Source organism: Streptomyces speibonae, from assembly GCF_984686075.1.
The window spans coordinates 7,276,959-7,297,166 of record NZ_OZ480260.1 but is presented as its reverse complement, the minus strand read 5'-3'; the positions used below and the strand labels follow the sequence as shown (position 1 = coordinate 7,297,166).

19 protein-coding genes are annotated in these 20,208 nt (G+C 73.3%); 9 read left to right on the top strand and 10 right to left on the bottom strand.

What is annotated here, in order from left to right; translation table 11 throughout:
• Positions 1 to 607 precede the first annotated feature (607 nt).
• The gene (gene xylA, locus AC5L3C_RS32980) at positions 608 to 1,774 is read right to left on the bottom strand and encodes a xylose isomerase (RefSeq protein WP_493652785.1); all 1,167 of its coding nucleotides are present in this window, start codon (positions 1,772 to 1,774) and stop codon (positions 608 to 610) included.
• 113 nt (positions 1,775 to 1,887) lie between these two features.
• Between xylA and xylB the strand changes: the two genes are divergently transcribed.
• Positions 1,888 to 3,333, top strand: coding sequence for a xylulokinase (xylB, locus tag AC5L3C_RS32975; RefSeq protein WP_125508700.1), 1,446 nt, complete (start codon positions 1,888 to 1,890; stop codon positions 3,331 to 3,333).
• Positions 3,334 to 3,521: 188 nt separating this feature from the next.
• Complete coding sequence (locus tag AC5L3C_RS32970) at positions 3,522 to 4,730, top strand: ROK family protein (protein WP_493652784.1); 1,209 nt, start codon at positions 3,522 to 3,524, stop codon at positions 4,728 to 4,730.
• Between the two features lie 581 nt (positions 4,731 to 5,311).
• On the opposite strand, the gene AC5L3C_RS32965 is transcribed toward AC5L3C_RS32970, so the two are convergent.
• The 6 genes from AC5L3C_RS32965 to AC5L3C_RS32940 all read right to left on the bottom strand — a co-directional run bounded on the left by AC5L3C_RS32965 (position 5,312) and on the right by AC5L3C_RS32940 (position 10,599).
• Positions 5,312 to 5,506 carry a hypothetical protein gene (locus tag AC5L3C_RS32965; RefSeq protein ID WP_125508696.1) on the bottom strand — a complete coding sequence of 65 codons (195 nt, stop codon included), beginning with the start codon at positions 5,504 to 5,506 and terminating at the stop codon, positions 5,312 to 5,314.
• A 102-nt stretch (positions 5,507 to 5,608) separates the two neighbouring features.
• Positions 5,609 to 6,472: a phosphatidylinositol-specific phospholipase C/glycerophosphodiester phosphodiesterase family protein gene (locus AC5L3C_RS32960; protein ID WP_493652783.1), complete on the bottom strand. Its 864-nt coding sequence runs from the start codon at positions 6,470 to 6,472 to the stop codon at positions 5,609 to 5,611.
• A gap of 190 nt (positions 6,473 to 6,662) precedes the next feature.
• The gene (locus AC5L3C_RS32955; protein WP_493652782.1) at positions 6,663 to 7,754 is read right to left on the bottom strand and encodes an acyl-CoA dehydrogenase family protein; all 1,092 of its coding nucleotides are present in this window, start codon (positions 7,752 to 7,754) and stop codon (positions 6,663 to 6,665) included.
• Entirely contained in the window at positions 7,751 to 8,932 is a 1,182-nt protein-coding gene (locus tag AC5L3C_RS32950) for an acyl-CoA dehydrogenase family protein (protein ID WP_493652781.1), read from the bottom strand. The genes AC5L3C_RS32955 and AC5L3C_RS32950 overlap by 4 nt, the downstream gene beginning before the upstream one ends.
• Entirely contained in the window at positions 8,929 to 9,906 is a 978-nt protein-coding gene (locus AC5L3C_RS32945; RefSeq protein WP_493652780.1) for an NADPH:quinone oxidoreductase family protein, read from the bottom strand. Before AC5L3C_RS32945 ends, AC5L3C_RS32950 begins: the two co-directional genes overlap by 4 nt.
• A gap of 117 nt (positions 9,907 to 10,023) precedes the next feature.
• Positions 10,024 to 10,599, bottom strand: a complete 576-nt coding sequence (locus tag AC5L3C_RS32940; RefSeq protein ID WP_125508686.1) for a helix-turn-helix domain-containing protein — start codon at positions 10,597 to 10,599, stop codon at positions 10,024 to 10,026.
• A 78-nt stretch (positions 10,600 to 10,677) separates the two neighbouring features.
• Between AC5L3C_RS32940 and AC5L3C_RS32935 the strand changes: the two genes are divergently transcribed.
• From AC5L3C_RS32935 to AC5L3C_RS32915, 5 genes are all read left to right on the top strand, one after another.
• Positions 10,678 to 11,634 (top strand): NAD(P)/FAD-dependent oxidoreductase, encoded by a 957-nt coding sequence (locus AC5L3C_RS32935; RefSeq protein WP_125508684.1) that lies wholly within the window; start codon positions 10,678 to 10,680, stop codon positions 11,632 to 11,634.
• Positions 11,635 to 11,684: 50 nt separating this feature from the next.
• Entirely contained in the window at positions 11,685 to 13,223 is a 1,539-nt protein-coding gene (locus AC5L3C_RS32930; RefSeq protein ID WP_493652779.1) for an ATP-dependent DNA ligase, read from the top strand.
• Positions 13,220 to 13,684 (top strand): NUDIX hydrolase, encoded by a 465-nt coding sequence (locus tag AC5L3C_RS32925; protein ID WP_493652778.1) that lies wholly within the window; start codon positions 13,220 to 13,222, stop codon positions 13,682 to 13,684. The genes AC5L3C_RS32930 and AC5L3C_RS32925 overlap by 4 nt, the downstream gene beginning before the upstream one ends.
• Before the next feature lie 75 nt (positions 13,685 to 13,759).
• The gene (locus AC5L3C_RS32920) at positions 13,760 to 15,145 is read left to right on the top strand and encodes an NADP-dependent succinic semialdehyde dehydrogenase (RefSeq protein ID WP_493652777.1); all 1,386 of its coding nucleotides are present in this window, start codon (positions 13,760 to 13,762) and stop codon (positions 15,143 to 15,145) included.
• A gap of 25 nt (positions 15,146 to 15,170) precedes the next feature.
• Entirely contained in the window at positions 15,171 to 15,407 is a 237-nt protein-coding gene (locus tag AC5L3C_RS32915) for a DUF6213 family protein (RefSeq protein ID WP_125508676.1), read from the top strand.
• Between the two features lie 10 nt (positions 15,408 to 15,417).
• Here AC5L3C_RS32915 and AC5L3C_RS32910 read toward each other — a convergent pair whose 3' ends face one another.
• On the bottom strand, positions 15,418 to 16,125 hold the full coding sequence (locus tag AC5L3C_RS32910; protein WP_125508674.1) for a thiaminase II/PqqC family protein: 708 nt from the start codon (positions 16,123 to 16,125) through the stop codon (positions 15,418 to 15,420).
• 99 nt (positions 16,126 to 16,224) lie between these two features.
• Positions 16,225 to 17,448: an acyl-CoA dehydrogenase family protein gene (locus AC5L3C_RS32905; RefSeq protein ID WP_493652776.1), complete on the bottom strand. Its 1,224-nt coding sequence runs from the start codon at positions 17,446 to 17,448 to the stop codon at positions 16,225 to 16,227.
• A gap of 169 nt (positions 17,449 to 17,617) precedes the next feature.
• Between AC5L3C_RS32905 and AC5L3C_RS32900 the strand changes: the two genes are divergently transcribed.
• A complete protein-coding gene (locus AC5L3C_RS32900) occupies positions 17,618 to 18,262 on the top strand; it encodes a TetR/AcrR family transcriptional regulator (RefSeq protein WP_125508671.1) in 645 nt (214 codons plus the stop codon).
• A 10-nt stretch (positions 18,263 to 18,272) separates the two neighbouring features.
• On the opposite strand, the gene def is transcribed toward AC5L3C_RS32900, so the two are convergent.
• Complete coding sequence (gene def / locus AC5L3C_RS32895; RefSeq protein ID WP_493652775.1) at positions 18,273 to 18,821, bottom strand: peptide deformylase; 549 nt, start codon at positions 18,819 to 18,821, stop codon at positions 18,273 to 18,275.
• 146 nt (positions 18,822 to 18,967) lie between these two features.
• Here def and AC5L3C_RS32890 point away from each other — a divergent pair, with 146 nt between their 5' ends.
• Positions 18,968 to 20,206, top strand: coding sequence for a Mur ligase family protein (locus tag AC5L3C_RS32890; protein WP_493652774.1), 1,239 nt, complete (start codon positions 18,968 to 18,970; stop codon positions 20,204 to 20,206).
• Positions 20,207 to 20,208 lie beyond the last annotated feature (2 nt).

The following is a 20,208-nucleotide window of genomic DNA, read 5'->3' as shown; positions in this document are numbered from 1 at the left end:
ACCCCGGCCGGCCGGCCCACGCAGACGCACCGGCCGACGCGACCCGCGCGCGGGAACACACCGTGTACGAAGCGGGCGTGCCACCGCCCAGCCGGACACGCCCGGCGCACCAGCCGACACGCACCACACGCGGAGGCCCACAAACCAGGCACGCCCACCCGGCCAGCACGCCCCGCGCACCCACACCGGCCCACATCACAGACCGCGTCGGCCGGCGCACACGTGCGCACCGACCGACGTGCCCCGCGCGCGGGAGCACACGGCACACAGCAGGCGCACGACCATCCGGCCACACACCGCGGGCGGTCAGCGCACGCGTGCGCGTCGGCCGAGCGTCCCGCCTCGCGGGGGTGCGCCGTGGGTCGAGTGGGCGTGCGGAAGCCCGGGCGGGGGCGTTGGGCGCACCCGCCCGGACTCGGAGCGGTACGGCGCGTTCTCCCCGCTGCCGTGTGCCCGCGCGTGCGTCGTGCACGAGCGGGCGCACGGCAGGACAACGCGCGCCGTCGTTCCCGGCGACCGCGCCCTCCACGCGCAGCGGCCGCCGCTTCGTGCGGACGGAGTGGCAGCGCCGTCCGCACACGAGGACATCACCCCGCGCGGTGTGGGTTCAGCCCCGGGCGCGCAGCAGGTGGTCCATCGCCAGCTGGTCGAGGCGCTCGAAGGCCATGCCCCGCGCGGCAGCGGCGTCAGGGTCGAAGTCCTCGAACGCGGACCGGTCGTCGAGCAGGGCCTGGAGACCGTCGGCCGCCGTGGGCTCGGCCAGCTGGTCCAGCCGGGCCGCGCGCAGCGCCTCCTGCACCTCCGGGTCCGCGCGGAAGGCCGCCGCGCGCTCCTTGAGGATCAGGTAGTTGCGCATGCAGCCGGCCGCCGAGGCCCACACGCCGTCGAAGTCCTCGGTCCGCGGCGGCTTGAAGTCGAAGTGCCGCGGCCCCTCGTACCCGGCCGACTCCAGCAGGTCCACCAGCCAGAACGCCGCGCGCAGGTCGCCGGCGCCGAAGCGGAGGTCCTGGTCGTACTTGATGCCGGACTGGCCGTTGAGGTCGATGTGGAACAGCTTGCCCGCCCACAGCGCCTGGGCGATGCCGTGCGGGAAGTTGAGCCCGGCCATCTGCTCGTGCCCGACCTCCGGGTTGACGCCGTACAGCTCCGGGCGCTCCAGGCGCTCGATGAACGCCAGGGCGTGGCCGATGGTGGGCAGCAGGATGTCGCCGCGCGGCTCGTTCGGCTTGGGCTCGATGGCGAAGCGGAGGTCGTAGCCCTGCGCGGTGACGTACTCGCCGAGCAGGTCGAAGGCCTCCTTCATCCGGTCCAGGGCCACCCGGACGTCCTTGGCACCGCCGGACTCGGCGCCCTCACGGCCGCCCCAGGCGACGTAGGTCTGCGCGCCGAGCTCGGCCGCGAGGTCGATGTTGCGCATGGTCTTGCGCAGCGCGTAACGGCGCACGTCACGGTCGTTGGCGGTGAAGCCGCCGTCCTTGAACACCGGGTGGGTGAACAGGTTGGTGGTGGCCATCGGCACCTTCATGCCGGTGTCGTCCAGCGCCTGCCGGAAGCGCTTGATGTGCTCCTCGCGCTCGCTGTCGCTCGAGCCGAAGGGGATGAGGTCGTCGTCGTGGAAGGTCACGCCGTGGGCGCCCAGTTCGGCGAGGCGCCGAACGGACTCGACCGGGTCGAGGGCGCGCCGCGTGGCGTCTCCGAAGGGGTCCCGTCCCTGCCAGCCGACGGTCCACAGTCCGAAGGTGAACTTGTCCTCGGGGGTGGGCTGGTAGTTCATGCCGCGGCTCCTCGCTCGCTGAGACTATTTCGTCATGGCGGTTTACAAATTAGTATGCAGGAACATTTCTGGGAAGAGACACACCCGGTCGGGTACCAAAGAGGGAGAGACCGATGTCAGCAGCCGAGGGTCCGCTCGTCGTCGGCGTGGACACATCCACCCAGTCCACCAAGGCGCTGGTCGTCGACGTGGCGACCGGCAGGGTCGTCGCCAGCGGCCAGGCCCCGCACACGGTGACCTCGGGTGCGGGCCGGGAGAGCGATCCGCGCCAGTGGTGGGACGCCCTGACCGAGGCCCTGCGCCAGTGCGGTCAGGCGGCGCACGAGGCCGCCGCGGTGTCGATCGGCGGGCAGCAGCACGGCCTGGTCACCCTGGACGAGCACGGTGAGCCGGTCCGTCCGGCGCTGCTGTGGAACGACGTGCGGTCCGCGCCGCAGAGCCGGCGGCTGATCGAGGAACTGGGCGGCGCGAAGTTCTGGACCGAGCGCACCGGAAGCGTGCCCGCCGCCTCCTTCACCGTCACCAAGTGGGCCTGGCTGGCGGAGCACGAGCCGGAGGCGGTGCGGGCCACCCGCGCCGTACGGCTGCCCCACGACTACCTCACCGAGCGCCTCACCGGCGAGGGCACCACCGACCGCGGCGACGCCTCCGGCACCGGGTGGTGGGCCTCCGGCACGGAGGCGTACGACGAGGAGATCCTGGCGCACGTGGGGCTCGACCCGGCGCTGCTGCCCCGCGTGGTGCGCCCGGGCGAGGTGGCCGGGACCGTGCGCGACGGCCACGGCCTGCCGTTCTCCAAGGGCACCCTGGTGGCCTGCGGCACCGGAGACAACGCCGCCGCCGCGCTGGGCCTGGGCGTGCGTCCCGGCACGCCGGTGATGAGCCTCGGCACGTCCGGCACCGTGTACGCCGTGTCGCGGCACAGGCCGGCCGACCCGACCGGCACGGTCGCGGGCTTCGCCGACGCGCGCGGCGACTGGCTGCCGCTGGCCTGCACCCTCAACTGCACGCTCGCCGTGGACCGGGTCGCCGCCCTGCTGGGCCTGGACCGTGAGGCCGTCGAACCCGGGCACGGTGTCACGCTGCTGCCGTTCCTGGACGGCGAGCGCACCCCGAACCTGCCCAACTCCTCCGGTCTGCTGCACGGGCTGCGCCACGACACCACCGGCGGCCAGCTGCTCCAGGCCGCCTACGACGGCGCCGTGTACTCCCTGCTCGCCGCCCTCGACCTCGTCCTCGACGGCGACGCCGACGCCTCGGAACCCCTGCTGCTGATCGGCGGCGGCGCCCGGGGCACGGCCTGGCAGCAGACCGTGCGGCGACTGTCGGGGCGGCCCGTGCAGGTGCCCGAGGCGAAGGAACTCGTCGCGCTCGGTGCCGCGGCGCAGGCGGCGGGCCTCCTCACCGGGGAGGACCCGGCCGCGGTCGCCCGGCGCTGGAACACGGCGGCGGGCCCGGTGCTGGACGCGGTGGAGCGGGACGAGGAGACGCTCTCCAGGCTGGCCGGGGTACTCTCCGACGCGGCCCCGCTGCTGGAGCGCGGCACGGACGCCCACTGACGGCGGCGGGCGGCGCGGCACCGCCGTGGTTCCGCACGGCCACGGCCCCGCGCCGCCCCCGGCCCGACTTCCCCCCGCCGGTACGGACCGGCCCCGCGCATCAGCTGTGCCGCCCCGTGCGCACGGACCGGCCGCCGGGGTGACCCGCGGCGGCCGACGACGGCAGAGAACCGAGGAATGACGGAGGAATGAGCGCACCACCGCACAGCACCCGCCCGGCCGGCCAGGGGCGCGCGCTGCCCGACACCCAGCAGGGCATGCGCCGGCGCAACCTCTCGCGGGTGATGCACACCGTCGGCGCCGAGGGCCCGTTGTCCCGGGCCGCCGTCGCCTCGCGCATCGGCCTGACCCGCGCCGCGGTGTCCACACTGGTCGACGAGCTCATCCGCTCGGGTCTGCTGGAGGAACTGGGGCCCGAGCGGCCCGGACGCGTGGGCCGGCCCGGCTCGGCGCTGGCCGTGAGCGGGCAGGGTCCCGCGGGGATCGGTGCCGAGGTCGGCGTCGACCACCTCGCGGTCTGCGCGGTCGACCTGCGCGGCCGGGTCCGGGCGCGTGCGGTACGGCACGTCCGCAACCGGGGCCGCTCCCCCGAGCCGGTGCTCGGCGACCTCACCGAGCTGATCCACGAGGTCGTCGCCGAGGCGGAGGGCGAGGGGCTGTGGCCGGCCGGGCTCGCCGTGGCCGTGCCCGGTCTGGTGGCCCGCGACGCCCGGACCGTCGTACGCGCCCCGAACCTCGGCTGGCTCGACACGGACCTCGGCGACCTGCTGCCGCCGAAGCTGCCGCTCACCGTGGCCAACGAAGCCAACTTCGGCGCCCTGGCCGAACTGTGGCTCGGCGAGGGCACACCGCGCGACTTCCTCCACGTGTCGGCCGAGATCGGTATCGGTGCCGCGGTGGTCGTGGACGGACGGCTGCTGCACGGCAAGCGCGGCTTCGCCGGCGAACTGGGTCACGTGCCGGTGTGGCCCGACGGGCCGGCGTGCGCCTGCGGCGGGCGCGGCTGCCTGGAGCAGTACGCCGGCGAGGACGCGGTGCTGCGCGCGGCCGGGCTGGAGCCGGGCCAGGACCGCGTGGGCCTCCTGGCGGGCCGCGCCGAGCAGGGCGACGCCGAGGTACGGCGTGCCCTGCACGACGCGGGAACGGCGCTCGGCATCGCCCTGACCGGCGCCGTGAATGTGCTGGACCCGGAGAGTGTGGTGCTGGGCGGCGCCCTGTCCGGGCTCGCGCCCTGGCTGCTGCCCTCGCTGCGCTCGGAGCTGGCCCGGCGCACCGCCGGACCGGCCTGCCCCGTCTCGGTGTCCGCGCTGGGCCCCGAGGGCCCTCTGCTGGGCGCCGCGCACTCGGTGGTCCGGGGGGTGCTGGACGACCCGGCAGCCATGGCCGAACGCGTCTGACCCACACCCCGACACGCCCTCGCCGACCCGGGCCGCCCCCACCGGCCCAGCACACCCTCGCCAGCCCAGCACACCCCCACCGATACGGCGCAGACACCGGTCGGACACGCCCCGCCGACCCAAACCACCCCCACCGGCCCAGCACACCCCCACCGGCCCAGCACACCCTCGCCAGCCCAACACACCCCCACCGATACGGCGCAGACACCGGTCGGACACGCCACGCCGACCCAAACCACCCCCACCGGCCCAGCACACCCTCGCCAACCCAACACACCCCCACCGATACGGCGCAAGCACCGGTCGGACACGCCCCGCCGGGTCGGGCGGGCCTCATCGGCCCGGCGTGCCCTCGCCGGGCCGACGCGCGTCCGCCGGAGCGACGCGCCCCGTCTGCCCGACATACACCCATCGGCCGGACACGCCCCCGCCGCCCCGGCACACCCTCGTCGCCCCGACACTGAGCATCGCTCTCGAGGCACCCCGGGGCCCGCGCCCGCGCGCTGCGCCTACCGCCGCGTCACCGTGCTGCCGCGCGACGCGACGGTGGGCCGCTGAGCCGGCGGATCACCGGCGTGGCCTCACGGCCGCAGACTGCCGACGATGTCGGCGGTCGCCGTGAGGCCGCTGTGGATCGTGGGCGCGATGCTGGTGCTGGCCAGATAGAAGCCGAGCAGCAGACAGACCAGCGCGTGGGAGACCTTCAGTCCGCTGTTGCGCAGGAAGATCACCGCCAGCACCGAGAGCAGCAGCACCACAGAGATGGAAACAGCCATCGTCAACCTCCTCCGCCACATCCGATTCGCGGCGTTCGGCCGCAAGTGTGGCGTAGCGGAGGGTTCGTCCGGGCTGCTGAGCTGTCCTCCGAACGTGTGGTGTCACGTCCTCCGGCGGGCGTCGAGGAAGGATTCGAGTCCGGCGAGGTCGTCGGTGTTGAGGTGGTCGACGTCCGCAGCGACCAGTTCGCCCCACAGCGCGTCGCGGGCCGGGCCCGGCAGATCCGGGGTGGCCCAGAACCGCACGCGCTGCCCGCGCGCGTGCGCGGTGCGCACGATGCCGCGCAGTTTGCGGCGTTCGGCGGCGGGGAAGGGTCCGACGCCCTGCCAGGTGAAGTTGGGCGTCCAGTTGTCGCTGATCAGGGGGACGAACGAGGACCGCGCGGGGCTGCCGAGGTCGGTGAGCCGGCCGTCGTAGAAGGCGCGGCGCACCCGTTGGGCCTCCATGGGCGCGCGGGCCGCGCGGTCGCCGGAGACGACGGCGGTGACCGCTCCGGGGGCCACCCTGCCGTGCGCGTAGGTGGTGAACAGGTGCCGGTAGCGGCGCAGACGGCGGTCGAGTTCCCGGTAGGTGGAGGCGCCCTCGGTCTTGATGTCGACCAGTAACTGCAGCGCCCGGCGGTGGCCGCGGTACACCGAGCCGCGGTTCGCGCGGACCCGGGCCGCGAGCGGGTCGAGGTAGAGGGATTCGAGGGTGCGGGCGGGGTCGAGGTCCTCGGGGTCGTGCGCGACCAGGAGTTGGCCGTCGACGAGGTAGATGTCCGCCTCGACGCTGCCGAAGCGGTGATCCAGGGCGTCGAGGAGGGGACGGGGGTGCTCGTAGTCGTTGTGGGCGTGGGCGCGCCACAACGGGCGGGGACGGTGCGGGTGTTCGCCGGCCAGCGCCTGGGTCGCGGGCAGTGCGACCGAACCGGCGAGGGCGGCGCCGAGGGTGCTGAGGGCTCTGCGGCGGGTGGTGAGGGCCATGCTCTGCCTCCCTGGAAGTGCCGTAGGTGACCTCAGTGAGTATGGGGTCGGGGCACCGGCAAAAAGCAGTGCCGTGCGGGGAGTTGGCCGATCCGCCGCCGTGTGTTCACTTCGGGGCACGCGAAGAGGGCACGCGAAGAAGCCCGCCCCCACCGGGGAGGGGACGGGCTTGTGTCGCGAGCGGAGGTGATCAGGGTGCGCGCAGGTCGACCAGTTCGGCGAGCGTCTCGCGGTGGGCGCCCGCCGTGCCGAGGGCGATCGAGTCGGCCTTGGCGCGCTTGAGGTACAGATGCGTCGGGTGTTCCCACGTCATGCCGATACCGCCGTGCAGTTGGAGTGCCTCCTCGGCGGCGCGGACCGCGACGGGCGCGGCGCAGGCCTGGGCGACGGCGACCGCCACGTCGGTGTCCGCACCGGTGGCCAGGGCGTCGGCGGCGCCCCGCGCGGCCGCGCGGAGGCCGGCCACATCCAGCCACAGCTGGGCGAGCCGGTGCTTGAGGGCCTGGAATCCGCCGACGGGCCGGTTGAACTGCTTGCGGTCCTTCAGATGGCGGACGGTCTCGGTCAGCGACCGGTCGGCGAGGCCGAGTTGTTCCGAGGCGAGCAGTCCGGCCCCGGCCCGCAGGGCGCGGCGTACGGCGGGTTCCGCGTCGCCGAGGCGGCGTCCGGGGGCGCCGTGGAGGGCGATCCGGGCGAGGGGCCGGGTGAGGTCCAGGGACGTCTGCGGGGTGACGGTGACGGTGTCGGAGCCGGTCTCCACCGCGTACAGCCCGCCGTCGTCGGCCGGCACGAGCAGGACGTCGGCGACCGCGGCGTCCGCGATTCCGGTCAGCTCCCCGTGCAGGGCGCCGTTGTCCAGCCGTACGGCGGGGAACGCCGCGCCCGGGCCCACGTGCAGGCCCACGGCGAGGGAACCGATCCGGCGGCCCGCCGCCAGTCCGGGGAGCAGTTCGTCCCGGGGCGCGCAGGCCAGCAGCGCCTCGGTGGCCACCACGGCGCTGGTCAGAAACGGCACCGGGGCGACCGCGCGCCCCAGCTCCTCCAGCACCACCGCGGCTTCACGATGGGTGGCGCCCTGGCCGCCCCGGTCCTCGGGAACCAGCAGGCCGGTGAGGCCCATGCCGTCGGCGAGCATCTTCCACAGGGAGACATCGTGCGGGGCGTCCGACTCGCAGCGGGCGATCACACCCGCCGCGTCGCAGTGGTCGGTGAGCAGGTCCCGGACGGCGGCGCGCAGCGCCTCTTCCTCCTCCGAGTACAGCAGGTCCGGCGGTGCGCTCATCGGGCCAGGTCCTTCCAGGCGACGTCCTTGTCGGTGCGCGGCTCGGCCGGGAGGCCCAGCACGCGTTCGGCGACGATGTTCAGCAGGACCTCGCTGGTCCCGCCCTCGATGCTGTTGCCCTTGGCGCGCAGGTAGCGGTAGCCGGCGTCGCGCCCGGTGAAGTCGACCAGTTCGGGGCGGCGCATGGTCCAGTCGTCGTACAGCAGGCCCTCCTCGCCGCGCAGTTCCACCTCCAGGCCGCTGATCTCCTGGTTGAGGCGGGCGAAGGCGAGCTTCATGCCGGCGCCCTCGGGGCCGGGCTGCCCGGCGACGAGCTGCTGGCGCAGGCGTTCGCCGGTGAGCCGGGTGACCTCGGCGTCGACCCAGAGTTTCAGCAGCCGCTGGTGCAGGTCGTGGGTGCGCAACTCGGGGCGTTCGCGCCAGGTCCTGGAGACCGGGCCGATCATGCCGCCCTCGCGGGGCAGCCGCATGCCGCCGATGGCCACGCGTTCGTTGTTGAGGGTGGTCTGCGCGACCCGCCAGCCGTCACCGATCCCGCCCAGGCGGTGGGCGTCGGGGATGCGTACGCCGGTGAGGAACACCTCGTTGAACTCGGCCTCGCCGGTGATCTGGCGCAGTGGCCGCACCTCGATACCGGGGTCGGTCATGTCGCAGACGAAGTAGGTGATGCCGCGGTGCTTGGGCACGTCCGGGTCGGTGCGGGCGATGAGGATGGCCCAGCGGGCCAGATGCGCGCTGGACGTCCACACCTTCTGCCCGTCGACCACCCAGTCGTCGCCGTCACGGACGGCGCGGGTGCCGAGCGCGGCCAGGTCGGATCCGGCGCCGGGCTCGCTGAAGAGCTGGCACCACACCTCCTCGCCGGTCCACAGGGGCCTCAGGAAGCGCGCCTTCTGCTCCTCGGTGCCGTACTGGAGGATGGTCGGCGCGGCCATGCCCAGGCCGATGCCGATGCGGCGCGGATCGTTGTCGGGGGCCCCGGCGGCCGCCAGTTCGGCATCGACGACGGGCTGGAGGGAGCGCGGCAGGCCGAGTCCGCCGAGCCCTTCGGGGAAGTGCACCCAGGCGAGGCCGGCGTCGAAGCGGGCACGGAGGAACTCGAGGCGATCGGTGTCCGCGGGCGGCCGGCCGGCCAGCAGTTCCTGGGTGCGGCGGCGCAGTCCGGTGGCGTCGGTCATGCGGCGGCTCCGTTCTCCGGCGCGGGCAGCACGGCGACGCGCCCGGTGGTGACCCCGTCGGCGACCCGCTGCACGGCGTCGGCGGCACCGGTGAGCGGGACGCGCTCGCTGACCAGCGGCTTGATCGCGCCCCGGGCGGCGAGTGCGGTGAGCTGCTCGTGGCAGTGCCGGACCAGCTCGGGGTTCCTGGTGTTGTACAGGCCCCAGTGCAGGCCGAGGATCGCGTAGTTCTTGATCAGGGCGTGGTTCAGGGCGGGGCTGGGGACGGTGCCGCTCGCGAAGCCGACGACGACGATCCGGCCCTCGAAGGCGACGGCCTTGGCGGACTGGGCGTAGGCCTCGCCGCCGACCGGGTCGAAGATCACGTCCGCGCCGCGTCCCCCGGTGGCCTCCTTGACCGCGGCGATCACGTCCTGTTCGCGCCGGTCGATCACCAGGTCGCAGCCCATCTCGCGGGCGACGGCCGTCTTCGCGGCGCCGCCGGCCACACCGATGACGGTGGCGCCGGCCGCCTTGCCGAGTTGCACCGCGGCGCTGCCGACGCCGCCCGCGGCGGCGTGCACGAGCAGGGTCTCGCCGGCCTGGAGAGCGGCCCGCCGGTGCAGGGCGAACCAGCCCGTCTGGTAGCCGATGTGCAGGGCCGCGGCCTCGGCGTCGTCCAGCGCGTCCGGGGCGGGCAGCAGGGCGGCGGCGTCCGCGACGGCGTACTCGGCGAAGCCGCCGTACGGCAGCGCGGGGTTGGCGATCACCCGGCGCCCGTCCTCGGTCTCGCCGCAGATCTCCACGCCCGGGGTGAAGGGCAGGGGCGGCCGGACCTGGTACCGGCCCCGGCACATCAGGGCGTCGGGGAAGTTGATGTTCGCGGCGCGCACCTTCAGCAGGACCTGCCCCTCGCCGGGCTCCGGCCGTTCCGCCTCCGCGAGGCGCATCACCTCGCCCGGCTCGCCGAGCTCGTGCACGTGCCATGCCTGCATGCGGGGCCTCCACGGGGGTGTGAACGTCGTGTTCGCCGGACCGGGTCCACCGCATACTAAGCGGTCGCTTGCCGATCGGAGAACCGTCTCGCCCCTCACATCCGCCGGCCGCCGCCGTCAGCCCCGGCGCGGACGGGCCCGTACGTGCATTCGCTCCCCCTGCGCGCCGAACAGGCTGAGGAACTCCACGGGCCCTTCGCCCGTCGACCCGAACCAGTGCGGCACGCGCGTGTCGAACTCGGCCGCCTCCCCCGCCACCAGCACCACGTCGTGCTCGCCCAGCACCAGCCGAAGTCTGCCGGAGAGCACATACAGCCACTCGTAGCCCTCGTGGGTGCGCGGCTCGGGTTCGAGCTTCCGCTGCGGTTCGAGCACCTTGTACGCCTGGAGCCCGCCGGGCTGGCGGGTGAGCGGCCAGTGGGTGCGGCCCCAGCGCTGGATGGGCCGGGACGCGCGGATGCGCGGATCACCGACCGGCGGGGCTCCCACCAGTTCGTCCAGCGGCACCTTGTGGGCCTGCGCGATCGGCAGCAGCAGTTCCAGACTGGGTTTGCGCAGCCCGGACTCCAGCCGCGAGAGGGTGCTGACGGATATGCCGGTCGCCTCGGACAGCGCCGCGAGCGTCACCTCGCGCTCCTTCCTGATCCGCCGCAGCCGGGGGCCCACATCCGCGAGTACGTTGTCGGTCGTCATACCGCTATTGCAGGTTCGGCAAGTTTGTTTGTCAATGCGGCACCGCCTCGGCGACCGTCGTATCAGGAGGTGGTCACGATGAACGAGACGGACCGCAAGGAGATCCACGACGTGGTCGTCGTCGGCGGCGGGGCGGCGGGACTGTCCGCCGCGCTGGTGCTGGGCCGGGCCCGGCAGAGCGCCCTGGTCGTCGACGCGGGCGAGCCGCGCAACGCGCCCTCGGCGCACATGCAGGGCTATCTGTCCCGGGACGGCATGTCGCCGGCCGAGTTCCTGGCGCTGGGCCGGGAGGAGATCGCACACTACGGCGTCGGTCTGGTCCGGGACCGGGTCACGGACGTCACCCGGGGCGAGGACGCCGCCGCCGGCTTCACCGTCGCCCTGGAGTCGGGAGGAACCGTGCGCGCCCGGCGGCTGATCGTCGCCACCGGGCTGAAGGACGAGCTGCCTGACGTCCCCGGGGTCGCCGAGCGCTTCGGCAAGGACGTGCTGCACTGCCCGTTCTGCCACGGCTGGGAGGTGCGCGACGAACCCTTCGGCGTGCTCGCGTCGAGCGCGCTGAGCGTGCACCAGGCGCTGATGGTGTCCCAGTGGTCGAAGAACGTCACCTTCTTCCTGCACCGGGTCGCCGAGGAGGAGCTGACCGACCAGGACCTGCGCCGGCTGGCCGCCGCCGGGGTCGACGTGGTGCCCGGGGAGGTCGCGGAGCTGGTGGTCGAGGACGGACGGCTCGCCGGGGTGCGGCTGGCCGACGGCACGGTGCACGCGCGCTCGGTGCTCTTCGTCGGCCCGCGCCCGCTGCCGCAGACGAGCCTGCTGGAGCGGCTGGGCGCCGAGATGAACGAGACGCCGTTCGGCGCCTACCCGGTGGTCGACCCGACCGGCCTGACCACGGTGCCCGGCGTCTGGGCCGCGGGCAACGCGATCGGCTTCGCCGAGCAGGTCGTGCACGCGGCGAGCGGCGGCTACCGCGCGGCGGCCGCGATCGTCGGGGACCTGCTGATGAGCCGCCTGGACGCCGCGGTGGACGGATAGGCACCGCGGGCCGGGGTGTGCGGCGCCCTCCTCCGTAGCACCATGGCTGCATGCTGCTGTCCCGGCTGGCCCGTGTGTCCCAGGAGGTCGCCGCCACCTCGGCGCGGTCCCGGAAGATCGCTCTGCTCGCCGAGCTGTTCCGGGAGGCGGAGCCGGACGACGTGCCGGTCGTCATCCCGTATCTGGCGGGCCGGCTGCCGCAGGGGCGCATCGGCGTCGGCTGGAAGGTGCTGAGCCGTCCGGTCCCGCCCGCCGCCGAGCCGTCCCTGACCGTGCGCGAGGTCGACGCCCTGCTCACCACGCTGGGCAAGGTGTCGGGGCCGGGCTCGCAGGCCGAGCGGGCCCGGCTGGTGGGCGAGCTGCTCGGCGCGGCCACCGAGGACGAACAGCGGTTCCTGTTCGGGCTGCTCACCGGCGAGGTCCGCCAGGGGGCGCTGGACGCGGTCGCCGTGGAAGGGCTGGCGCAGGCGACGGGGGCCGCATCGGCCGAGGTGCGGCGGGCGGTGATGCTGGCCGGTTCGCTCCAGGCGGTGGCCAAGGCGCTGCTCGCGGACGGCCCCGGGGCGCTGGAGCGGTTCCGGCTCACCGTCGGGCGGCCGGTGCTGCCGATGCTGGCGCACAGCGCCTCCTCGGTCGCCGAGGCGGTCGGGAAGCTGGGGGCCTGCGCGGTCGAGGAGAAACTCGACGGCATCCGCGTCCAGGTGCACCGCGACGGCGACACCGTGCGCGTGCACACCCGCACGCTCGACGACATCACCGGCCGGCTGCCGGAAGTGACGGCGGCGGCCCGGGATCTGCCCGGCGAGCGGTTCATCCTGGACGGGGAGGTCATTTCCTTCGGCGACGACGGCCGCCCGCGCTCGTTCCAGGAGACGGCCGGACGGGTCGGCTCCCGGGTGGACGTGACCACCGCCGCCCGGGAGGTACCGGTCTCCCCCGTCTTCTTCGACGCGCTGTCCGTCGACGGCCGCGACCTGCTGGACCTGCCGCTCGCCGAGCGGCACGCGGAACTGGCCCGGCTGGTCCCGGAACCCATGCGGGTGCGGCGCACCGTGGTGTCCGGCCCCGGTGACCTGGACGCGGCGGAGCGGTTCCTGACAGAGACCCTCGAGCGCGGCCACGAGGGCATCGTCGCCAAGGGCCTGGACGCCGCCTACAGCGCGGGCCGGCGGGGCGCGTCCTGGCTGAAGGTCAAGCCGGTGCACACGCTCGACCTGGTGGTGCTCGCCGCCGAGTGGGGCCACGGCCGGCGCACCGGCAAGCTGTCCAACCTGCACCTGGGCGCGCGGAGCGCCGACGGCGGCTTCGTCATGCTCGGCAAGACCTTCAAGGGCATGACCGACGCGATGCTTCAGTGGCAGACCGAGCGACTGCGGGAGCTGGCCGTCGACGAGAGCGGATACGTCGTGACGGTGCGCCCCGAACTCGTCGTGGAGATCGCCTACGACGGCCTCCAGCGCTCCACGCGGTACCCGGCCGGGGTCACCCTTCGCTTCGCCCGCGTGATCCGCTACCGCGAGGACAAGCGCCCCGAGGAGGCGGACACGGTGGAGGCCCTGCTCGCCGCGCACCCGGGGGTGCGGCCGTGAAGGGCTCCCGGAGCGCCGGCCTGCTGTTGTACCGGCACACCCCTCAGGGGCTTGAGGTATTGCTCGGTCATATGGGCGGTCCGTTCTTCCGCAAGCGGGACGCCGGGGCGTGGACCGTGCCGAAGGGCGAGTACGACCCCGGGGAGCCGGCCTGGGAGGCGGCGCGCCGCGAGTTCCAGGAGGAGCTGGGGCTCCCGCCGCCGGAGGGAGAGGCCATACCGCTCGGCGAGGTGCGGCAGGCCGGCGGGAAGACCGTGACGGCCTGGGCGGTCGAGGCCGACCTGGACCCGGCGACGGTGGTCCCCGGCACGTTCGAGCTGGAGTGGCCGCCGAGGTCGGGGCGGATCCAGGAGTTCCCGGAGCTGGACCGGGTCGCCTGGTTCCCCCTGGACCGGGCCCGCGAGGTAATCGTCTCCGCGCAGACCGCGTTTCTCGACCGCCTGGCGGAGCACTCGCCCTGAGGAGGCTCCCGCGTTGCGCCGCCCACCGCCGCGCGGGAAGGTCAAAGGCACAGCCCGTCCCCAGGGAGGTCAGCGATGCACATCGCCACGGTGAATCCGGCGACCGGCGAGACCGTCAAGACGTACCACCCCATGGACGAGGAGGAGGTCGCGCACCGGATCCAGCTCGCGGAGGCCACGTTCCGTACGTACCGGACGACCACCTTCGAGGAGCGTGCCCGTCTGATGCACCGGGCCGCCGAGATCCTCGACGAGGACCGGGAGACCGTCGGGCGGATGATCACCACGGAGATGGGCAAGCCGGTCGCGCAGGCCCGCGCGGAGGCCGCGAAGTGCGCCAAGGCGATGCACTGGTACGCCGATCACGCGGCGGAGCTGCTCGCCGACGAGGAACCCGACGCCGCCGATGTGAAGGACTCCGGCGCCTCCCGGGTCGTGGTGCGCTACCGGCCGCTGGGCCCGGTGCTCGCCGTGATGCCGTGGAACTTCCCGCTGTGGCAGGTGGTGCGGTTCGCCGCGCCCGCGCTGATGGCGGGCAACGTGGGCCTGCTCAAGCACGCCTCGAACGTGCCGCAGACCGCTCTGTACCTGGAGGACCTGTTCCACCGCGCGGGCTTCACCGAGGGCTGCTTCCAGACGCTGCTCATCGGCTCCGCCGCGGTCGACGACATCCTGCGCGACGAGCGGGTGAAGGCGGCCACCCTGACCGGGAGCGAGCCCGCGGGCCGCGCGGTCGCCTCCACCGCCGGGGAGATGATCAAGAAGACGGTGCTGGAGCTGGGCGGCAGCGACCCGTACGTGGTCATGCCCTCCGCCGACCTGGACCGGGCCGCCGAGGTGGCGGTGACCGCGCGGACGCAGAACACGGGGCAGTCCTGCATCGCCGCGAAGCGGTTCATCGTGCACACGGACGTCTACGACGCCTTCGCCGAACGTTTCACGGCCGGCATGAAGTCCCTGAAGGTCGGCGACCCGATGGACGAGGACACCGACGTCGGTCCGCTCTCCAGCGAACGGGGCCGCGACGACCTGGAGGAGCTCGTCGACGACGCCGTACGGGCCGGTGCCACCGTGCTGTGCGGCGGCGAGCGCCCCGAGGGGCCCGGCTGGTTCTATCCGCCGACCGTGCTGGCCGGCATCGGCAGGGAGATGCGCATCCACCGGGAGGAGGCCTTCGGACCGGTCGCCACGCTGTACCGCGCGGCGGACGTCGACGAGGCGGTCCTCATCGCCAATGACACGTCCTTCGGGCTGAGTTCCAACGTCTGGACGCGCGACGAGGCCGAGGTCGACCGGTTCGTCCGGGACCTGGAGGCGGGCAGCGTGTTCGTGAACGGGATGACGGCGTCCCATCCCGCCTTCCCCTTCGGCGGGATCAAGCGGTCGGGGTACGGACGTGAGCTGTCCGGGCACGGAATCCGCGAGTTCTGCAACATCACCACGGTTTGGCAGGGCGCGTGAAGGCCGCGCGGTTACGATCCCGACTGTGAACCGCGAAGTGACTCTTCCGCTGATCGTCGACGACCGCGGCACCCTCCAGGTCGCCGCCGCCGACGTCAGCAGGCTGCTGCGTACGGTGGGCGGGCGGTGGGTCCGGCTTGTCGAGGCGGGGGAGGACGGACTCGACGAGGACACGGTCGCTGCGCTGACGATCGAGCTCGCCAAGCTTGCCGATCGGATCGACGTCGCGTGTATCGCCCACAGCAGTGGGGGTGCGCCGTAGCTCCGCGGGTTCAGTGCCGGGTGCGGGCAGTGGGGGGCTTGTCGCGCAGTTCCCCGCGCCCCTGGGTGGGTTCCCCCAGCGCCGTCCAGAATGCAGCTTCGTAAGTCTGGAGCAAGCGGGCGTACAGGCGTGCCCGGTGCTTGTTCAAGCGTCCCTCCTGCAGTGCTGTCCGGACCGCCTCGGTGGCCTCATGCTCCAGGTCAGGGGCCGGTTCGGCGAAGAAGGTGAAGAAGGCGCGGGCTTCTTCCGTGAAGCCGTAGTGCGCGCGCAGCGCCTCGGCGATCGTGGCGCAGTAGCCGCCCCAGGCCGAGAAGTTCGCCGTCAGGGCCAGCACCACGTCCGGCGGTTCAGCGTTCAGGGCCAGCCAGGCGACGTACGCGGGGTACGACTGGCAGCCCGGCAGCGGGGTGTACGCCTCCGCCCGCGCCTCGTCCACGCCGCACGCGGCCGTGAACGTCCTGAGGTGTTCCGCCGCCAGAGCCTCGCCCTCGGCCAGGGCGGTGAAGTACGCGGCCGCGTGCGGGCCGGACCGCTCCGCCAGGTGGAGGAAGGCGCGGCGGTCAGCGGGGATCACCCAGCGCTGTTCCAGGGCCAGGGCGGCCAGGACGGTACGGTCCGCCTCGCCCCGGGCGATCAGCGGGACCAGCGGGTTGGACCCCGGGGCCGGGGCGAATTCCCTGGTGGTCGATTCCAGCAGTTCCCGGGCCGTGTCGGTCATCGCGTCCTCCCTCACTCGGTCACACCCGAGCGTTCCCCGGAACCGGGACGCGGACAACCCGGCGGCGCCGCGCACCGCCGGGTCGATGTGGGGGCCGCCTCAGCGGATCGGCATGCCCGACAGGGTGCGGGCGATCACCAGGCGCTGGATCTCGCTCGTCCCTTCGAAGATCGTGTAGATGGCCGCATCGCGGTGCATCCGCTCGACCGGGTACTCGCGCGTGTAGCCGTTGCCGCCGAGGATCTGGATCGCCTGGGCCGTGACCTCCTTGGCGGTCTCGCTGGCGAACAGCTTGGACATGGAGCCCTCGGCCGCCGTGAACGGCTTTCCGTTGACCGCCATCCAGGAGGCGCGCCACACGAGGAGACGGGCGGCGTCGATCCGGGTGCGCATGTCCGCGAGCTGGAAGGCGACGCCCTGGTTGTCGATGATGGGGCGGCCGAACTGCTCACGGGTGGTGGCGTACTCCAGGGCGACCTCGTACGCCGCGCGGGCGGTGCCCACGGCCATGGCGCCGACGGCGGGGCGGGACGCCTCGAAGGTGGCCATGGCGGCGTTCTTCACGCGCTCACCCTGCTTGGCCTTCTCCCGGGCGCGGGCGAGGCGCTCGTCGAGCTTCTCCTTGCCGCCGAGGAGGCAGGAGCCGGGCACGCGCACGTTGTCCAGGATGACCTCGGCGGTGTGCGAGGCGCGGATGCCGTGCTTCTTGAACTTCTGGCCCTGCGAGCAGCCGGGGGTGCCCGGCGGGATGATGAAGGACGCGTGCCCCTTGGAGCCGAGCTCCGGGTCGACGACCGCGACCACCACGTGGACGTTGGCGATGCCGCCGTTGGTCGCCCAGGTCTTGGTGCCGTTGATGACCCACTCGTCCTTGGCCTCGTCGTACACCGCGCGGGTGCGCATGGAGGCCACGTCGGAGCCGGCGTCGGGCTCGGAGGAGCAGAAGGCGGCGACCTTGACGTCGTTGGCGTCGCCGTACATCTGGGGGATCCAGGTGCCGATCTGCTCCTCGGTGCCGTTGGCGAGGACGCCCACGGCGGCGAGGCCGGTGCCGACGATCGACAGGGCGATGCCCGCGTCGCCCCAGAACAGCTCCTCCATCGCCATGGGGATGCCGAGACCGGTCGGGTCGAAGTACTGCTGGGCGTAGAAGTCGAGGGAGTAGATTCCGACCTTGGCGGCCTCCTGGATGACCGGCCAGGGAGTCTCCTCACGCTCGTCCCATTCGGCGGCCGCGGGGCGGATGACATCGGCGGCGAAGCCGTGCAGCCAGTCGCGGACCTCCTTCTGTTCGTCGTTGAGCTCCATGGTGAACTCGGCCATGACTCCTCCAGGCGGCGCACATGCATGTTACTTGCGGTAACCAGAGTCTGTTACTGGCGGGTAGGAAAAGTCAACTCCTCAGGACCGTCCGTATCCCCTTCGGTGACCGCGGATCCTTCAGTGTTAGTTTGCGCAGGCGTCACCGAATCAGCACGGGTGGGGAGAGCTCATGGACACCACACAGCGGACCGATCAGCAGCGTTCGGCCGACCGACGCCGGCGCGAGCTGCTCGAGGCCGCCGACCGAGTGGTGCTGCGCGACGGCCCCGGGGCCTCGATGAACGCGATCGCCGCCGAGGCCGGCATCACCAAGCCGATTCTCTACCGGCACTTCGGTGACAAGGGAGGACTGTACGCGGCCCTGGCCAAGCGGCACACCGACGCGCTGCTGGATTCCCTGCGGGCCGCGCTGGACGCCCCGGCGGACCGCCGGGAGCGGGTCGAGGCCACGCTGGACACCTATCTGTCGGCGATCGAGGCGCGCCCGCAGGTGTACCGGTTCCTGATGCATCCGGCGGAGGGCTCGCCGAGCGGCGACCAGGGCTTCGACGTCGGCAAGCACTCGGCGCCGCTGCTGCGGCGGATGGGTGAGGAGCTGGCGCAGGTGATCGAGGAGCGGCTGGACCTCGGGCCGGGCAGTCACCAGCTGGCGCGGGTGTGGGGGCACGGCATCGTCGGCATGATGCACGCGGCCGGGGACTGGTGGCTCGGCGAACGGCCCTGCTCCCGGGCGGAGTTGGTACGCAGCCTGGCGGATCTGCTGTGGGGGCGGCTCGCGGCCGCGGGCGACAAGGTCGGCGGCCCGGGGTTCTGAGCCCCTCGGGTCACCGGGCGTGCCGGTTCCAGGAGGCCCGGCTCGCCCGGCGCAAGAGCCGGCGGCGCCGCCGGCCCGTCAGCCGGTCGGCGTAGATGGCGCCCTCCAGGTGGTCGCACTCATGTTGCAGGCACCGGGCGAAGAACCCGGTGCCGTCGATCGTGACCGGCTCCCCGGTCACCGTGACGCCCTCGACGACGGCGTGGTCGTACCGCTCCGTCCCCGCCTCCAGGCCGGGGAGCGACAGACAGCCCTCCGGGCCGCGCAGCACCACCCCGTCCGTCCCGGCCAGCCGCGGGTTCACCACATGGCCCCGGTGCCGGACGTCCTCGTCGTCCGGGCAGTCGTAGACGAAGACCCGCAGCGGCTCGCCGATCTGGTTGGCGGCCAGGCCCACGCCCCGCGCCGCGTACATCGTCGCGAACAAGTCCTCCACGAGACGGCCGAGTTCCGGCCCGAAGTCGGTGACCTCCCGGCAGGGCGCGTGCAGCACCGGGTCGCCGAGCAGGGTGAGGGGCCGCACGCGTCCGTGGACGCCGGGGATGGAGCCGTGTCGCATGGCCGCAAGAGTACGGTCCTTCCAGCAACGCCCGTCTCACGATGGTGCCGCGGTTCTGGAGCGCGAACGGATCTCGATAGGCTGAGGGCTCACCACGTGGCCGTCAGGCACAGACGCGGCGCGTACGCAAGGAGGATCGAGAACTGATGGCAGGCAACTCGGACCCGCTCTCGCCGCGGGCCAAGCTGGCCGTGACCGCGGGCAAGGCGGTCGCAGCGGCATCCCGCGCCGCCGGGCGCGGCAGCGGTTCGGTGATCGGCGGCCGGGTGGCACTCAAACTCGAACCCGATCTCCTCGCCCGGCTCGCGCAGAACCTGGACTGCGTCCTGGTCTCCGCCACCAACGGCAAGACCACCACCACCCGGCTCATCGCGGAGGCACTGCGGGCCGCGGGACCGGTCGTCTCCAACGCGCTCGGCGCCAACATGCCGGCCGGTATCACCTCGGCGCTGGCCGGCCGCTCGGACGCGAAGTTCGGCGTCATCGAGGTCGACGAGAAGTACCTGGCCGGTGTGGCCCGGGACACCGACCCCAAGTGCATCGCCCTGCTCAACCTCTCCCGCGACCAGCTCGACCGCGCCGCCGAGACGCGGATGCTGGCGGAGAACTGGCGCGAGGGCCTGGCCGGCTCCAAGGCCGTCATCGTCGCCAACGCCGACGACCCGCTGGTGGTCTGGGCCGCCTCCTCCTCCCCCAACGTGATCTGGGTCGCCGCCGGCCAGATGTGGATGGACGACGCCTGGTCCTGCCCGTCGTGCGGCGGTGTGATGCAGCGCCCGGGCGACGACTGGTTCTGCGGCGAGTGCGGCTTCCGCCGGCCGACCCCCAGCTGGGCGCTCTCCGGCGACCACGTACTCGACCCGCACGGCTCGGCCTGGCCGATCCACCTCCAGCTGCCGGGCCGCGCCAACAAGGCCAACGCCGCGAGCTCCGCCGCCGTGGCCGCCGTCTTCGGGGTGCCGCCGCAGGTCGCCCTGGAGCGCATGTACCAGGTGCAGGCCGTGGCCGGCCGCTACGACGTGGTCCAGTTCGAGGGCCGTGACCTGCGTCTGCTGCTCGCCAAGAACCCCGCGGGCTGGCTCGAGACGTTCTCCCTGATCGACCCGCCGCCGACCCCGGTGATCCTCTCGGTGAACGCCCGCTCCGCCGACGGCACCGACACCTCCTGGCTGTGGGACGTGGACTACACGCAGCTCACCGGCCACCCGATCTGCGTCATCGGCGACCGGAAGCTGGACCTGGCGGTGCGGCTGGAGGTCGCCAACCAGCAGTTCCAGGTCTGCGAGGACCTCGACCAGGCGGTCCAGATGTGCCCGCCGGGCCGGATCGAGGTCATCGCCAACTACACCGCGTTCCAGGACCTGCGCCGCCGCGTCGGCAACTGACC

Excerpts from the sequence above, each read along its gene's own strand:
- AC5L3C_RS32970 (WP_493652784.1), top strand. The coding sequence starts at position 3,522 with ATGAGCGCACCACCGCACAGCACCCGCCCGGCCGGCCAGGGGCGCGCG.
- AC5L3C_RS32910 (WP_125508674.1), bottom strand. The coding sequence starts at position 16,125 with ATGACCGACACGGCCCGGGAACTGCTGGAATCGACCACCAGGGAATTC.
- AC5L3C_RS32900 (WP_125508671.1), top strand. The coding sequence starts at position 17,618 with ATGGACACCACACAGCGGACCGATCAGCAGCGTTCGGCCGACCGACGC.
- AC5L3C_RS32950 (WP_493652781.1), bottom strand. The coding sequence starts at position 8,932 with ATGACCGACGCCACCGGACTGCGCCGCCGCACCCAGGAACTGCTGGCC.
- AC5L3C_RS32960 (WP_493652783.1), bottom strand. The coding sequence starts at position 6,472 with ATGGCCCTCACCACCCGCCGCAGAGCCCTCAGCACCCTCGGCGCCGCC.
- AC5L3C_RS32905 (WP_493652776.1), bottom strand. The coding sequence starts at position 17,448 with ATGGCCGAGTTCACCATGGAGCTCAACGACGAACAGAAGGAGGTCCGC.
- xylB (WP_125508700.1), top strand. The coding sequence starts at position 1,888 with ATGTCAGCAGCCGAGGGTCCGCTCGTCGTCGGCGTGGACACATCCACC.
- AC5L3C_RS32965 (WP_125508696.1), bottom strand. The coding sequence starts at position 5,506 with ATGGCTGTTTCCATCTCTGTGGTGCTGCTGCTCTCGGTGCTGGCGGTG.
- AC5L3C_RS32890 (WP_493652774.1), top strand. The coding sequence starts at position 18,968 with ATGGCAGGCAACTCGGACCCGCTCTCGCCGCGGGCCAAGCTGGCCGTG.
- AC5L3C_RS32945 (WP_493652780.1), bottom strand. The coding sequence starts at position 9,906 with ATGCAGGCATGGCACGTGCACGAGCTCGGCGAGCCGGGCGAGGTGATG.
- def (WP_493652775.1), bottom strand. The coding sequence starts at position 18,821 with ATGCGACACGGCTCCATCCCCGGCGTCCACGGACGCGTGCGGCCCCTC.
- AC5L3C_RS32935 (WP_125508684.1), top strand. The coding sequence starts at position 10,678 with ATGAACGAGACGGACCGCAAGGAGATCCACGACGTGGTCGTCGTCGGC.
- AC5L3C_RS32940 (WP_125508686.1), bottom strand. The coding sequence starts at position 10,599 with ATGACGACCGACAACGTACTCGCGGATGTGGGCCCCCGGCTGCGGCGG.
- AC5L3C_RS32920 (WP_493652777.1), top strand. The coding sequence starts at position 13,760 with ATGCACATCGCCACGGTGAATCCGGCGACCGGCGAGACCGTCAAGACG.
- xylA (WP_493652785.1), bottom strand. The coding sequence starts at position 1,774 with ATGAACTACCAGCCCACCCCCGAGGACAAGTTCACCTTCGGACTGTGG.
- AC5L3C_RS32955 (WP_493652782.1), bottom strand. The coding sequence starts at position 7,754 with ATGAGCGCACCGCCGGACCTGCTGTACTCGGAGGAGGAAGAGGCGCTG.
- AC5L3C_RS32930 (WP_493652779.1), top strand. The coding sequence starts at position 11,685 with ATGCTGCTGTCCCGGCTGGCCCGTGTGTCCCAGGAGGTCGCCGCCACC.